General features: G+C 66.6%; 12 protein-coding genes and 3 pseudogenes. 11 read left to right on the forward strand and 4 right to left on the reverse strand.

What is annotated here, in order from left to right; translation table 11 throughout:
* From M2437_RS00005 to M2437_RS00015, 3 genes are all read left to right on the forward strand, one after another.
* Window positions 1–442: carbohydrate porin (locus M2437_RS00005; protein ID WP_499006265.1), on the forward strand; the 442-nt coding region annotated here is incomplete at its 5' end.
* A 110-nt stretch (window positions 443–552) separates the two neighbouring features.
* Window positions 553–2,259 carry a methyl-accepting chemotaxis protein gene (locus tag M2437_RS00010; RefSeq protein WP_060769338.1) on the forward strand — a complete coding sequence of 569 codons (1,707 nt, stop codon included), beginning with the start codon at window positions 553–555 and terminating at the stop codon, window positions 2,257–2,259.
* A gap of 26 nt (window positions 2,260–2,285) precedes the next feature.
* Window positions 2,286–3,209, forward strand: a complete 924-nt coding sequence (locus M2437_RS00015) for a substrate-binding domain-containing protein (protein WP_060769339.1) — start codon at window positions 2,286–2,288, stop codon at window positions 3,207–3,209.
* A 292-nt stretch (window positions 3,210–3,501) separates the two neighbouring features.
* Here M2437_RS00015 and M2437_RS00020 read toward each other — a convergent pair.
* Window positions 3,502–4,181, reverse strand: a pseudogene (locus M2437_RS00020) (transposase).
* A 44-nt stretch (window positions 4,182–4,225) separates the two neighbouring features.
* Here M2437_RS00020 and M2437_RS00025 point away from each other — a divergent pair.
* A pseudogene (locus tag M2437_RS00025) lies at window positions 4,226–4,321 on the forward strand (IS5-like element ISMra2 family transposase); the annotation flags it as partial.
* A 157-nt stretch (window positions 4,322–4,478) separates the two neighbouring features.
* Here the strand turns inward: M2437_RS00025 and M2437_RS00030 are convergent.
* The 3 genes from M2437_RS00030 to aptA all read right to left on the reverse strand — a co-directional run bounded on the left by M2437_RS00030 (window position 4,479) and on the right by aptA (window position 8,383).
* Window positions 4,479–5,291 (reverse strand): IS5 family transposase, encoded by an 813-nt coding sequence (locus tag M2437_RS00030; RefSeq protein WP_060768287.1) that lies wholly within the window; start codon window positions 5,289–5,291, stop codon window positions 4,479–4,481.
* 219 nt (window positions 5,292–5,510) lie between these two features.
* Complete coding sequence (locus tag M2437_RS00035) at window positions 5,511–7,010, reverse strand: CoA-acylating methylmalonate-semialdehyde dehydrogenase (protein ID WP_209688060.1); 1,500 nt, start codon at window positions 7,008–7,010, stop codon at window positions 5,511–5,513.
* A 35-nt stretch (window positions 7,011–7,045) separates the two neighbouring features.
* The gene (aptA, locus tag M2437_RS00040) at window positions 7,046–8,383 is read right to left on the reverse strand and encodes an omega-aminotransferase AptA (protein ID WP_209688061.1); all 1,338 of its coding nucleotides are present in this window, start codon (window positions 8,381–8,383) and stop codon (window positions 7,046–7,048) included.
* A 167-nt stretch (window positions 8,384–8,550) separates the two neighbouring features.
* Between aptA and M2437_RS00045 the strand changes: the two genes are divergently transcribed.
* The 7 genes and pseudogenes from M2437_RS00045 (at window position 8,551) to M2437_RS00075 (ending at window position 14,139) form a co-directional block, all read left to right on the forward strand.
* Window positions 8,551–9,099, forward strand: coding sequence for a cupin domain-containing protein (locus tag M2437_RS00045; protein WP_209688062.1), 549 nt, complete (start codon window positions 8,551–8,553; stop codon window positions 9,097–9,099).
* A 428-nt stretch (window positions 9,100–9,527) separates the two neighbouring features.
* Window positions 9,528–10,751 (forward strand): ABC transporter substrate-binding protein, encoded by a 1,224-nt coding sequence (locus tag M2437_RS00050; protein WP_209688063.1) that lies wholly within the window; start codon window positions 9,528–9,530, stop codon window positions 10,749–10,751.
* Window positions 10,752–10,779: 28 nt separating this feature from the next.
* Complete coding sequence (locus tag M2437_RS00055; RefSeq protein ID WP_209688064.1) at window positions 10,780–11,634, forward strand: branched-chain amino acid ABC transporter permease; 855 nt, start codon at window positions 10,780–10,782, stop codon at window positions 11,632–11,634.
* Between the two features lie 13 nt (window positions 11,635–11,647).
* Entirely contained in the window at window positions 11,648–12,661 is a 1,014-nt protein-coding gene (locus M2437_RS00060) for a branched-chain amino acid ABC transporter permease (RefSeq protein ID WP_209688065.1), read from the forward strand.
* Window positions 12,658–12,921: pseudogene (locus M2437_RS00065) on the forward strand (ATP-binding cassette domain-containing protein); the annotation flags it as partial. The gene M2437_RS00060 and the pseudogene M2437_RS00065, both read left to right, overlap by 4 nt.
* 121 nt (window positions 12,922–13,042) lie before the next feature.
* A complete protein-coding gene (locus M2437_RS00070) occupies window positions 13,043–13,429 on the forward strand; it encodes an ATP-binding cassette domain-containing protein (RefSeq protein WP_499006345.1) in 387 nt (128 codons plus the stop codon).
* On the forward strand, window positions 13,426–14,139 hold the full coding sequence (locus tag M2437_RS00075) for an ABC transporter ATP-binding protein (RefSeq protein ID WP_209688067.1): 714 nt from the start codon (window positions 13,426–13,428) through the stop codon (window positions 14,137–14,139). Before M2437_RS00070 ends, M2437_RS00075 begins: the two co-directional genes overlap by 4 nt.
* The last annotated feature ends 6 nt before the right edge of the window (window positions 14,140–14,145 follow it).

Below are 14,145 nucleotides of genomic sequence, written 5' to 3' on the forward strand. Positions count from 1 at the left end.
AAACCGCGACCGCAGCGGTCTCTACGGCGTGGCCGTGCAGGAACTCTACCGGCCCGATCCCGGCAACCCGCTGCGCAACCTCTCCGCCTTCGTCCGCGTCACGCTGGCCAACTCCTCGACGTCGCTCATCGACAGGCAGGAGACCATCGGCCTCGTCTACAAGGGCTTCTGGGCCGAGCGGCCCTTCGATTGGATCGGCGTCGGCATCGGCCAGTCACATGCCAGTCGGGCCCTGGCGCAGAGCGTCCAGATGGCCAACCTGCTCGATGGTGGCGTCCGCGCGCTCCCCGGATACGAGCGCGCGTTGGAGGTCTTCTACAGCCTCGCCCTCTCTCCCGACGTGGTGGTCCGGCCCAACATCCAGTTCATCAACCGTCCCGGCGGCGTCGGCGGGCGGGACGACATCCTGGTCTTCGGCGTCAAGAGCGGCGTCACGTTCTGACCCGGACAGGCATGGGGCCAGCGCAGCAATGCGGCCCGCGCCGACGCAAACGCCCCGCCCTTCCACGATCAAACTCCATTCGGACCCGTCCTCCTCAAAGGTTCGCCGCCATGCCGATCAGCAAGAGAATTCGCTCGATCAATCTACGATCCATCAAGTCGAAAATCATCGGTACGTTCGCGATCCTGGTTGTGTTGTCCGGCCTGACCGGCGGCTTCGCGATCCTCAAGGTCGATCAGGTCTCGGCGATCGGCGCGGCGCTGGCCCGTCAGGTCGAGGCCGTGACCTTGCTGGGCGACCTCGCCCGGCTCAGCCAGCAGCTCCGTGCGCTGACGGCGCTGCAGCACTACAGCCCGAACGAGACGCAGCGCAGCGCCTATGCGCGGGAAGCCGAGGAGGGCCGCGTCGCCTTCTCGAAGGCCTGGGGCGACTACGCGACCCTGATCGAGGGCGCGCGCGAGACCCAGCTCGCCGAAACCCTGCGTAACGCGTGGCAGCACTTCCTGGCGATCGAAGAGGAGATCCTCATCCTCGACCGGGCCGGCCTGAACGAGACCGGAACAGCTGTGCTGCAGGGTGACATGCTCTCGGAGGCCGCCAACTTCTACACCGCGGTGCGGGCCGTGCAGGCCTATCGTCAACAGGAGGTCGAGATCGCCACGGCCGCCGCCCAGGAGATCCGCGCCTCGGCCCGCTTCTGGATCGTCTCGGCCTTGGCCTGTCTGCTGACGCTCTGCACGCTGGCCGGCTGGCTTCTGACGATGACGATCTCCCACCCGATCGGGCGCATGACCGGCGTGATGGGCCGGCTCGCGGATGACGACATCGGCGTCGAGGTCCCCGATCAGCGCCGCTCCGACGAGATTGGCCTGATGGCAGCCGCGGTTCAAGTCTTCAAGGACAACATGATCCGCAACAAGGCTCTCGAGGCCGAAGTGGCCGCCCAGCGCGCCGGGGCGGAGGCGCAGCGCCGGACCGCCATGCGCGAGTTGGCGGACGCATTCGACCAGTCGGTCGGCGGGATCGTCACGGCCGTCTCCTCGGCGGCCGTTCAGATGCAGACGACCGCCCGCCACCTCTCGGTGTCGGCCGAGGCCACCTCGGTGCGCGCCGTGGCGGTCTCCGCGGCGGCCGAGGAAGCCTCCGTCAACATCCATTCGATCGCGGGCGCTGCCGAGGAACTCGATGCCTCGGTGACGGAGATCGGCGTCCAGGTCGAGCGCTCCTCGGCGATGTCGCAGGCCGCCGTTCGGGAGACCGAGGGAATGACTGCGCTGGTGCGCGAGCTGACGGGCGTGGCCGCCAGCATCGGCGACGTCGTCGACACCATCGCCGGCCTTGCGGGCCAGACCAACCTGCTGGCGCTCAACGCCACGATCGAAGCGGCGCGGGCCGGGGAAGCCGGCCGCGGCTTCGCGGTCGTGGCCACGGAGGTCAAGGAACTCGCCAACCAAACCTCCCGTTCGGCCAGCGAGATCACGGCCAAAATCGAGGCGATCCAGTCCTCGACGGGACGGACCGCCACGGCCATCGATGGCATCTCCGCCTCGATCCGCTCGATCAACGAGACGGCGACCGCCATCGCGTCGGCCATCGAGGAGCAGGGGGCGGCGACGCGCGAGATCGTTCAGGCCATTGCCCAGGCCTCGAGCGGCACCGGCGAGGTGACCGCCAACATCTCCGGCGTGGCGAGCAACGTCGAGGAAACCGGGACCGGCGCCGCGCAGGTTCTGAGTGCCTCGGGCGAACTCGCCCAGCAATCCGATCTGCTGCGCCGACAGGTGCAGTCGTTCCTCGACACCGTCCGTGCCGCCTGACGTCCGCGCTTCCACCGAGGCTTGCCATGAAGCAACTCACCAGATCCCTGCCCGCCGCCCTGCTGCTGATCGCTCTCGCCGCACCGGCCGCCGCCGAAACGAAATTCACCCTCTTGATGTCGGAGGTGGGCGATCCCTTGCTCGACAGCCTGCAGGCCTCCGTCCTCAACACGGCCACCTCCAAGTTCTCCGCCTCGGTCGATGTGGCGCAGGCGGCCGGTAACGGGGGAACCCAAGTGGTCCAGGGTCGGGCCGCCCTCGACGCGAAGCCGACAGCCCTGATCGTCAATCCCGTCGACGACGCCAGCGCCAGGACGATCACCGAGATGGCCGCGGCGGCCGGGATTCCGGTGGTGTTCGTGAACAAGCGCCCGAGCGGTCCGGTGGCCCATAGGATGGCGATCGTCAGCGCGAACCACCTCGTCGCAGGTCGGGTTCAGATGCGATTGCTCGCGCAGGGTCTCGGGGATCGCGGCAACGTGGCCATACTGCGCGGCAAGGACAGCGACAACGCCGCCCAGGAGCGCACCGCCGGCATGAAGGAGATCCTCGGGCAACGGCCGGGGCTGAAGCTCCTGGCGGAGGCGAGCGCCGATTGGAGCCGGCGGCGGGCGCAGGATCAGGTGACGGCATGGCTGCGCAGCGGCCTGAAGCCTGACGCCATCGCCGCCAACAACGACGAGATGGCGCTCGGTGCGGTGGCCGCCCTCAAAGCGGCCGGCCTGTCGGGCAAGGTCTTGGTCGGCGGCGTCGACGGAACCTCGGACGGGATTGCGGCCGTGAAGAGCGGCGAATTGTTGGTCAGCGTCCTTCAGGATGCGCCGATGCAGGGGGCCCAGGCGGTGAACGATGCCGTGAAGCTCGCCCGCGGAGAGTACGTGCAGCCCTACGACTGGGTGCCCCATCGATTGATCCTGCCGACGCGCGGCGACTTGGCAAACGGACGATGACGTGTGCAGTTCATAGAATCGAAACCAAGCCAAGGCGTTGCGTTATCTGAGGGTCTGTGACTCTTGACCCCGATTCGCCAGATTGGCCGCGCCGGGCGAAAGTTGTCGATGCGATCGCCTTCTACCGGGCGCAGGAATTCGAACGCTGTTGGCCGATCAACATCGCCGATCGGCTATCGGTCAGGTCGGATCACCTCCATCGCGGCTGAAGCGCGAACGATCTCCCGATCGCCCACGCAGGTCGCGATGCCAATCGTCGATTGAACCGCGCCGGGTTTCCCGGCAACTGTAATCACGCAACGGTGGCGGGATCGTAATCGGTGCCGGTGGCGAGCATGGCGTTGAGCGTGATGAGGAGCTTGCGCGCAGTCGCGATCAGGGCCGCCTTGGTCGGCTTGCCGGCCAAGGCCAGACGCTCGCGGAACGTGCGGAAGACGGCGGAGCGGCGCGAAGCCTGGAGCGCCGCGAGATAGAGGATCGTTCGCACGACCGGCCGCCCTCCGCCGATGTTACGCGGGCCGACGCGCTTGCCGCTGTCACGGGCGATGGGGGCAAGCCGGCCAAGGCTGCGATGCGGCGTCGGTCGAGTTGCCCGAGTTCCGGCATCTCGGCAATCAGTGTCGCGGCGACGATAGGGCCGACGCCCGGCGCAGTCTGGAGCCGGCGGCCGATGGCCTGTGTCTCGGGATCGGCGTCGACCAAGGCGGCCATCAGCGCCTCGACCTTGGCGATGCGCCGGTCGAGAAGAGCGATCAGGCTGGTGATGTCGGCACGGGCCTGCTTGTCTGTAGTCTGCTGGAGCCGCGTGGCCTCCTGCTTGCGGATCTCGACAAGCTGACGGCGGCGCGTCGCCTGGGCCTGGAGCACGCGACGCGCCGCCGTTACCGGCTGCGTGGGTGCCGGTCGCAGCCGGGCACCCAGCTCGGCGAGCATGCGCGCGTCCACGCGGTCGGTCTTTCCGATTACCCCCATGGCCCGTGCGAAGTCGCGGGCTTGGCGCGGGTTCACGCGGCTGGCTCAAGCAGCATCGCCGCATCGCCACCCGCTAAGAGAAACGGGCCGCCAACTACCTCGCCATGGTCACGCTTGGCATCACCATGCTCTGGCTCACATGGCTTTGCAGAGACCGCCAAGGATCGAATTGCGGCAACAAATTCGACAAGAAAAGGCTCCTTCAAACTATCCAGCGGCATGTCAGCGGTTTACTTTGCAACAAATGTCGCATTCGAGCTTGAGACAAGTGTCGCAAGTTAGAGTCCGTCCGATAAGTCATGATGCTCGCCCGAGCCTTCGGACGAGGATCATGACGGCGGCGGCGTAGAGGAAGGCCTGGGCCGAGGCGAGGGTCGCTTCCGGGTCCTTCCAGAGGCGTCGGTTGCGGCTGATCCATCCGAAGAAGCGTTCCACCACCCATCGGCGTGGATGCACGGCGAAGCCGACCTGATCCTTCGGTTTGCGCACGATGTCGATGGTGATGACGGTGGCGGTCGCGGGTCTGTCGCCGGCATAGCCTGCATCGGCGAAAGCTCTGACGATGAACGGGAAGGTCCGCCGCGACAGGCGCAGCACCGGTCCAGCCCCATCGCGATCCTGAATGTCGGCGGTCTGCGGATCGAGCACGAGGGCGCGCCCGTCCGTGTCGACCAGGGCCTGACGCTTGCGGCCCTTGACCTTCTTTCCAGCGTCGTAGCCGCGCGGGCCGCCGCTCTCGGTGGTCTTCACGCTCTGGCTGTCGAGCACGGCCGCCGTCGGCGAGGCCTCGCGACCGGCCCGCTCCCGGTCGGCCATGACCAGGGCGTGGTTGATCCGCCCGAACAATCCCTCGTCCCGCCAGCGGCTGAAGTAGCCGAACGTCGTGCTGCGCGGAGGGAGATCCTTTGGGATCAACCGCCATGCGATGCCGCCGCGCAGCACGTAGAAGATCGCGTTCAGGACCTCCCGCATCGTCCAGACAGGCGGACGACCACGCGAGGCGGGCTCTGGCATCATGGGCGCGATCACCGCCCATTCCGTATCCGTCAGGTCGGTTTCGTATCGAAGGCGCGCACGGTTATGCTGCCGGCGAGTGGTCGGGGTCCACATGGCACGTCCAGATGAGGCTTCAGCACCCTTCTGGAATCACCGCCATTCCGGCCACTCAACCCCTGCCGGACGTTATCGGACGGGCTCTTAGGTGCGGGGCGCACCGAACGCATGATTTTGCTTCGATCGACCGGCTGACGATGTCGCAACAGCCGGCCGATCACGTTCGCGGGCTCCGATCCTCCGTAGCCCGCCCTGTACTTGATGCTAGCCCCGCCTTCAGCTCATCGTCGGCATGACGAAGTCGGCGCCGGCCCGGATGCCGGTCGGCCAGCGGGTGGTGATGGTCTTGAGCCGGGTGTAGAACCGGACGCCCTCGGGGCCATGCATGTGGTGGTCGCCGAACAGCGAGGCCTTCCAGCCGCCGAAGGAGTGGAACGCCATCGGCACCGGGATCGGCACGTTGATGCCCACCATTCCGACCTCGATCGCGTGGGCGAACTCGCGCGCGGCGTCGCCGTCGCGGGTGAAGATTGCCGTGCCGTTGCCGAACTCGTGTTCGTTGATGAGGCGCGCGGCGGTGGCGTAGTCGGGCGCCCGGGTCACGGCGAGGACGGGGCCGAAGATCTCCTCCCTGTAGATCGTCATGTCGGGCGTCACGCGGTCGAACAGCGTGCCGCCGAGGAAGAAACCGTCGTCATAGCCCTGGAGCTTGAGGTCGCGCCCGTCGACGAGGAGTTCGGCGCCTTCGGCCACCCCCTGGTCGATGTAGCCGCGCACCTTGTCGTAGTGCTGGCGCGTCACCAGCGGACCCATCTCGGAGTCCGGGTCGGTGCCGGGGCCGACCTTCAGCGCACGCACCTTCGGGATCAGCCGCTCGATCAGTGCGTCGGCGGTCTTCTCACCCACCGGCACCGCCACCGAGATCGCCATGCAGCGTTCGCCGGCCGAGCCGTAGGCCGCGCCCATCAGGGCGTCCACCGCCTGGTCGAGGTCGGCATCGGGCATCACGATCATGTGGTTCTTGGCGCCGCCGAGGCACTGGGCGCGCTTACCCTGGGCGGTAGCCGTGGCGTAGATGTATCGGGCGATCGGGGTCGAGCCGACGAAGCTGACGGCGGCGATGTCGGGATGGCGGAGGAGGGAGTCCACTGCCGCCTTGTCGCCGTGGACCACGTTGAACACGCCGTCGGGCAGGCCCGCCTCCTTGAGCCAGGCGGCCACCAGCAGGGCGGGGGACGGGTCGCGCTCGGAGGGCTTCAAGACGAAGCAGTTGCCGCAGGCGAGCGCCAGAGGGAACATCCACATCGGCACCATGACGGGGAAGTTGAACGGCGTGATGCCGGCCACCACGCCGAGCGGCTGGCGCAGGGAGTGGCTGTCGACGCGGGTGCCGACGTTCTCCGTCACCTCGCCCTTGAGGAGTTGCGGCGCGGAGGTCGCGAACTCCACCACCTCGAGCCCGCGCTGGATCTCGCCGCGCGCGTCGGAGAGCACCTTGCCGTGCTCGGCGGTGATGAGGGCGGCGAGCTCGTCGGTGCGGTCCTCGGCGATGCGCAGGAAGGCGTTGAGGATGCGGGCGCGGCGCAGGGGTGTGGTCTTCGCCCAGCCGGGGGCGGCGGCCTTGGCGGCCGCGACCGCGGCGTTCACGTCCGCCGTGTCGGCGAGGGCGACGCGGCCGGTCTCCTCGCCCGTAGCGGGGTTGAAAACGGGAGCGCTGCGCCCGCTGGTGCCGGCGACGGTTCTCCCGCCGATGTAGTGGTTGATCACAGTGGTCATTGAAGAATCCTTGAAGGGCAGAAACTGACGAAAGATCAGGCGGCGCGGGCGATGGCATCGCCCAGCATCGACGCCATCGTGTCGATTTGCTCGGGGTCCACGATCAACGGCGGCGACAAGGCGATGATGTCGCCCGTAACGCGGATGAGCAGGCCGCGTTCGAAGCAATCGACGAAGACGTCGTAGGCCCGTGCGCCCGGCGCACCGGGCCGGGGCGCCAGTTCGATTCCGGCGACGAGGCCGATGGTGCGGATGTCGATGACGTGGCCGGCGGCGCGCAGGCCATGCATCGTGCCGGCCCACGCGTCCGCAAGCTCGGCACCGCGCGTCAGCAGGCCTTCCCGCTCGTAGATGTCGAGGGTGGCGAGGCCGGCGGCGCAGGCCACCGGGTGCCCCGAATAAGTATAGCCATGGAACAGCTCGATCACCGCCTCGGGGCCGTGCATCATCGCATCGTGCACCGCCCGCGCGCAGAACACGGCGCCCATCGGCAGGGCGCCGTTCGTGAGGCCCTTGGCGGTGGTGACGAGGTCGGGAACGACGCCGAAGTAATCCGTGGCGAAGGGCGTGCCGAGGCGGCCGAACCCGGTGATGACCTCGTCGAAGATCAGCAGGATTCCATGCCGGTCGCAGATCGCCCGCAGACGCTCGAGATAGCCCTTGGGCGGCAGAAGCACGCCCGTGGAGCCGGCGACGGGCTCGACGATGCAGGCTGCGATGGTCTCGGCCCCGTGAAGGGCGACGAGGCGCTCGAGGTCGTCTGCGAGGTCCGCCCCATGCTCCGGCAGGCCATGGGTGAAGGCATTGCGCTCCAGGTCGTGGGTGTGGCGCAGGTGATCGACGCCCGGCAGAAGCGGAAAGACGCGACGGTTGTTGACGAGGCCCCCCACCGAGATGCCGCCGAAGCCGACCCCGTGATAGCCGCGCTCGCGCCCGATCAGTTTGGTGCGCGTGCCCTGGCCGATGGCGCGCTGGTAGGCGAGCGCGATCTTGAGGGCGGTATCAACGGATTCTGACCCCGAACCGGTAAAGAATACCCGGTCGAGCTTCGCTTCGGGGCCGCCCGGCGCGATGGCGGCCAGTCGCTCGGCGAAGTCAAAGGCGGCGGGGTGCCCCATCTGGAACGAGGGCGCGAAATCAAGGGTGGTGAGTTGGCGCTCCACCGCCGAGGCGATGTCCTGGCGTCCGTGCCCGGCATTGACGCACCAGAGGCCGGCGGTTCCGTCGAGAACGCTGCGCCCGTCTGTAGCCGTGTAGTGCATGTCCTTGGCGGATGCGAGCATCCGGGGTGCCGCCTTGAACTGGCGGTTGGCTGTGAACGGCATCCAGTAGGCGTCAAGGCCCGGTGAATTCGTAGCGGTGTGCGGGTCCATGGCAATCCTTCGGGTTGACGTCGATGGGCTGGGAAAAAGCACCGATCGTGCATCGCGAACAAGTCCTTTTCTCTGCCGCGCCATGTGCTTGAAAAGCTTGGGCCGCCATGACAGATGTTTGCAAATCCTGAACATCCCTAACACGGCTGCGGCTCAGCGAGGTTTCAATGAGCATCGATCTCGGTGCACGGCTTCGTTACGTTCGCGGCCTTCACGGCCTCTCGCAACGCGCCCTCGCCAAGCGCACGGGTGTGCCGAACTCGACGATCTCCCTCATCGAGTCGAACGGGGTGAACCCTTCCGTCGGCGCCCTGAAGCGCATCCTCGACGGCATCCCCATCGGATTGTCCGAGTTTTTCGCGGTCGAGCCGGAGAGCCCGCGCAAGGCCTTCTACCGGGCCGATGAACTCACCGAGATCGGCAAGGGACCGATCTCCTACCGTCAGGTCGGAGATACGTTGTTCGGCCGATCGCTGCAGATCCTCAGGGAACGTTACGAACCCGGCGCCGATACGGGCCGGGTGCCCCTCGTCCATGACGGCGAGGAGGGCGGCATCATCCTATCGGGCCGGCTCGAAGTGTTCGTGGACGACGAGCGGCGGATTCTCGGTCCCGGCGACGCCTACTTCTTCGAGAGCCGCCGTCCTCATCGCTTCCGCTGCATCGGTCCGGTCGCCTGCGAGGTGGTCAGTGCTTGCACGCCGCCAACGTTCTGATTGTTTCTCACAAAACTCCTGTTGCGCTGTCGTGTTCAGGGCAAGCGGCGATGATCGGGAGTTTTATGAGGCACTCTGAATCAATACGAACCACTTTGAACTTTTCGGCACCTTTGATCCCGGAGTGGGTGAGGCAATGAAGGAATGCCACCTTCGGCCGCCACGACCGTAGCCCGGCAGTTCGGCTCGGGCGCCAATCGGAACGCCCGTGCCGTATTGATAAAAGCGGATGCTATATTTGTTTTGACGCCGATTTTTTCGGATTTGCCGCCTGCAAGGGCGACCGTGCCTGAAATCAGAGCAATCGCTCAAATTTCATACTACTGGGGTGCCATACATAGCCTCCCCGCTTGACGGAGCGGAGCAAACATCATTCTATGCGTATAGTTCGAATCATTTCATAAAATTCAGAGTTCGAGGGAGGTGGGATGCAAGATCGTCGCGCATTTTTAAAGGGTTCCTTGGTTGTCGGTGCCGGCGCCGTTTCCGGCGTCGCGCTTCCTGGTTTGCTGCGAAGTGCCCGCGCGGCCGATGGGCCTCTCGTCATCGGGGCACCGCTGCCCATCTCCGGAGCTTTCGCCGCCAACGGCAAATTCGCATCCCTTGGCGCTGCGTTTGCCGCCCGGAAGGCTGCCGCGGCGCTCGGGCGCAAGATCGTGGTCACGGACATCGACACCGAGGGCAAGCCGGCACCGGCAGCTCGCAAGCTGCAGGAGGCCATGGCGCAGGGAACGCGTCTGTTCGCCGGCGGCATTCTATCATCGGAAGCCCTGGTGATGGGCAAGGAAGCGACGAAGTCTGAGGGCGTCTTCATCACCACGGCGGGGGCGGACGAGATCACCGGTTCGGACTGCAACCGCGGCACCTTCCGCTGGAGCGTGCCGACCTTCGGGGCTATCGCGCAGACCGTGCGGCCGCTGATCGAGCAGATGCCGCAGGCCAAGCGCTGGTACACCATCACACCGCAATACGTGTTCGGCGAGGGCCTGCTGAGCGCCGCCAAGGTGGTGTTCCAGGAGAAGGGCATCGAACATGTCGGCAACAGCTACCATTCGCTGGCCGAGAAGGAATTCAGCGGCTACCTGACCAATGCCATCGCAGCCAAGCCCGACGTGCTGTTGCTCCTCAATTTTGGTTCGCAATCTTCGGATGCGCTCCGTCAGGCCGTCAGCTTCGGCCTCAAGAAGCGCATGACCATTGTGCTGGCCTGGGCTTCAGGCCTGGAGCAATTCGAGGCTCTGGGAGCAGACCTGTGCGAGGGCGTATACTTCGGAGCGCAGTACTGGCACGGCATCGATTCGCCCCTCAACAAGGAGTTGGTGTCAAAGCTCCGTGAAAGCGCGAAGATGACGCCGAACTACTCCTTCGCCGGCTCCTACCAGATCACCAAGCTGCTCCTCGACGCAGTCGCGAAGGCCGGCTCTGCGGAAGGTCCTGCTGTCATCAAAGCTCTGGAGGGCCTCGGCTATTCTGGACTGACGGGGCATGAGGAGATTCGTGCCGCCGATCACCAGGTCATCAAGGACTACTACCTGCTGAAGGGCAAGGCGAAGTCCGCAATGAAGGATAAGGACGACTTTGCCAACGTCGTAAATGCCGGCAAGTCGTTCCTTTCTCCCGAAGCTGCCGGCTGCAAGATGCAGCAAGGGTGAGTGTTGAAGTCCAACATTAGGACCTTGCGTGACCTATCTCTTTCAGATCCTGAACGGCGTCGGACTTGGGTTGCTTTATTTCCTGCTAGCAGTAGGATTGAGCATCATCTTCGGGCTGCTGCAATTCGTGAACTTCGCTCACGGGGCATTCTACCTGCTCGGCGCTTATTTGGCCTACGAAGGGGTCGAGCGGGGTCTGAGTTTCTGGGTGGCGATGCCTATGGCGGCCGTGATCGTCGCGGCGCTTGCCGGAATGACGGAACGGCTGCTCCTACGCCGGGTCTACAAGCTGCCTCACACCTTCCACATCCTCGTCACCGTCGGGCTCGCGCTCGTGGTGCAGGAACTCGTCATCATCGTCTGGGGGCCGCTCGGCGGTAACGTAGCGGCGCCCGACGAACTGAGCGGCGTCATGATCCTCGGCGACTTCATCTATCCCGAGTACCGACTCTTCGTGATCGGCTTCACGGTGATTCTCGCCGCCGCCCTGTGGTGGCTCCTGGATCGGACGCGCCTCGGAGCCATCGTGCGGGCCGGATCAGAATCGCCGCAGAACATGGCGCTGCTCGGCTACGATACGTTGAGCATCAACACGGCCGTCTTCGCCCTCGGTGCGGGGCTCGCCGGGCTCGCCGGTGCGCTCGCGGCTCCGATCCGGGGCGTCGAGCCCTTCATGGGCGTCGAGGCGCTCGGGATCGCCTTCGTGGTGGTGGTGATCGGCGGGATGGGCAGCTACGCAGGGGCGCTCGCCGCCGGCATCCTAGTGGGCGTCGCTCAGAGCTTGATGGCGACGCTTTGGCCCGAGGGCGCGCGCCTCGTGATCTATCTTGGCATGGCCGGCATCATCATGGCGATGCCGCGCGGCCTGCTCGGCCGGGCCTGAGGAGAAATCTGTTATGATCCCCGTCCTCGACCGGCCCCTTGTCCAATTTGGCCTTGCAACTGCCGCCGTGCTGATCCTGCCGCTCGTTATGCGCTCAGGCACCCTCGCCAGCGAGATCCTGATCTTTGGGCTGGCGGTCGCTGCCTGCAACTTGCTGCTCGGCTATACCGGCCTCCTCTCCTTCGGCCAGGGCATCTTCTTCGGGATCGGCAGCTACGTGGCCGGCCTCGGCCTTGTCCGGGCCGGGCTGCCGGCCCCCGTGATGCTTGCGGTTTCGTTGAGCGTAGGCGCTCTCGTGGCGGCGGTGGTGGGCTGGATCTCGATCCGCCGCCAGGGCGTCTACTTCGTGATGCTGACGTTGGCCTTCTCGCAGATGTTCTACTTCCTGGCCTACACGTTCAGCGGCATCACGGGGGGCGACAACGGCTTCCTCGACATTCCGCGCCCGACCCTGGTCGGCACGCGCCTGACCGATCCGTGGACCTACTACGCCTACGTCGCGGTGCTCTTTCTCGTCCTCTTCGCAGCACTCCAGCGGGTGGCGTTGTCGACCTTCGGCCGAACCCTGCTCGCCATTCGCGACAACGAGGCCCGGGCAGGCGCCATCGGCTACCCGGTGCGGGCCTTCAAGGTCGCGGCTTTCGCGATCTCAGGCGCGGTCACCGCGTTTGCCGGCGCGCTCCACGCGATGTTGATCGGCGTCGCGCCCCTCTCCAACATCGACTACCACACCAGCGAGACCCTGCTGATCATGACGATCATTGGCGGCAGCGCGAATCTGTTCGCCTCGCTGCTCGGCGCTGGGGCCTATCTGCTGGCCGCCGACGCCCTCTCGGAGATCTGGCCGCGGTGGCTCCTTGCCCTCGGCCTCCTGCTCATCGTCATCACGCTGTTCCTCCAGCGCGGCCTCTGGGGCCTGATCGAGCGCGCCATCGCCCTGGTGACGCAGGCGCCCCCGCCCGACGACCCGGCCCGGCCGGTCGTAACGCCCCCCCCCGTCGCCCACGCACCGGAAGTCGCCCGATGAGTGCGCCCCTCCTCGCCACCGAAGCGCTCGGCGTCCGCTACGGCAGTTTCGTCGCCCTGCAAGACGTAACCCTTCGCATCGCCGAGAACAGCGTCCACTCGATCATCGGGCCGAACGGGGCCGGCAAGACCACGCTGTTCCACGCGCTGACCGGCCGGATCGCGCCCTCGGGCGGGCGCATCACGTTAGGCGGCCGGGACATCACCCGCACGTCGGACCACGAGCGCGTGCGCCTCGGCCTCGCCCGCTCCTTCCAGGTCACCAGCCTGTTCCCCACCCTGAGCGTGCGCGAGAACCTGCGACTGGCAGCGCAGGGCAAGACGCCCTGGCAGGCGCTGCCCCCCCTGGCGCCGGACCGAAGCCAACCGGCCGGCGCTGGCCATGGCCGAGGCGATGCTGGAGCGCCTCGACCTCACACGGGTGGCCCTGCGCGCGGCCGGCGAACTGTCGCACGGCCAGCAGCGGCGCCTCGAGGTCGGGATGGCGATGGCGGCGGCGCCGAAGGTCATCCTCCTCGACGAGCCGACCTCCGGCATGGGCATCGACGACATTGCGGCGATGACGGTGCTGATTCGCGACCTCGGACGCGACCACACCGTGCTCTTCATCGAGCACAACATGGGCATTGTGATGAACATCTCCGACACCGTCACGGTGATGCGGGCCGGCCGCGTGCTGGTGGAGGGGCCGCCGGGCCGGGTCCGCGACGACCCGGAGGTGCGCCGGGCGTATCTCGGCAACATGATCACGGGAGACCTCGTGCCATGAGCGGCCCCATCGCCCTCGCCCTGGACGGGGTCCAGGGTTTCTACGGCAAGAGCCATATCCTCCAGGGCGTCAGCCTGGAGGTGCGGGACGGCGAGATCGTCTGCCTGCTCGGGCGCAACGGCGCTGGCAAGACCTCGACCCTGAAGGCCATATGCGGCCTCATCACCCCGCGCTGGGGCAGCGTGCGCTTTCAGGGCACCGAGGTCGCCGGCTGGCCCGCCCACCGCATCGCCCGGGCCGGCCTCACCCTCGTGCCGGAGGATCGCGGCATCTTCAGCTTGCTCAGCGTCGAGGAGAACCTGGCCATCGCCGAGCGCAAGGGCTCGCCCTGGGCGCTCAAGGACATCTTCGCGATGTTTCCACGCTTGGAGGAGCGCCGCCGCAACGGGGGCGCGCAGCTCTCAGGAGGCGAGCAGCAGATGCTGTCCATCGCCCGCGCGCTCCTGAGCGGACCGAAGCTCCTCATGCTCGACGAGCCGGTGGAGGGCCTTGCCCCCGTCATCGTGGAGGAGATCGTGACGCAGATCCGTGCCATCCGGGCGGCGGGCGTGCCGATTCTGCTGGTGGAGCAGAATCTGGCCGTCTGCACCGCGCTGGCCGACCGCCACTACATCCTCGAACTCGGCCGCGTCGCCTACGCGGCCGCCAATGGCGAATTCATGGCCGACGAGGCGGCGCGCGACCGCTTCCTCGGCGTCAAGGCGGCGTGAACTGCA

The organism is Methylorubrum pseudosasae, from assembly GCF_029504475.1.
GTDB classification, from domain to species: domain Bacteria; phylum Pseudomonadota; class Alphaproteobacteria; order Rhizobiales; family Beijerinckiaceae; genus Methylobacterium; species Methylobacterium extorquens.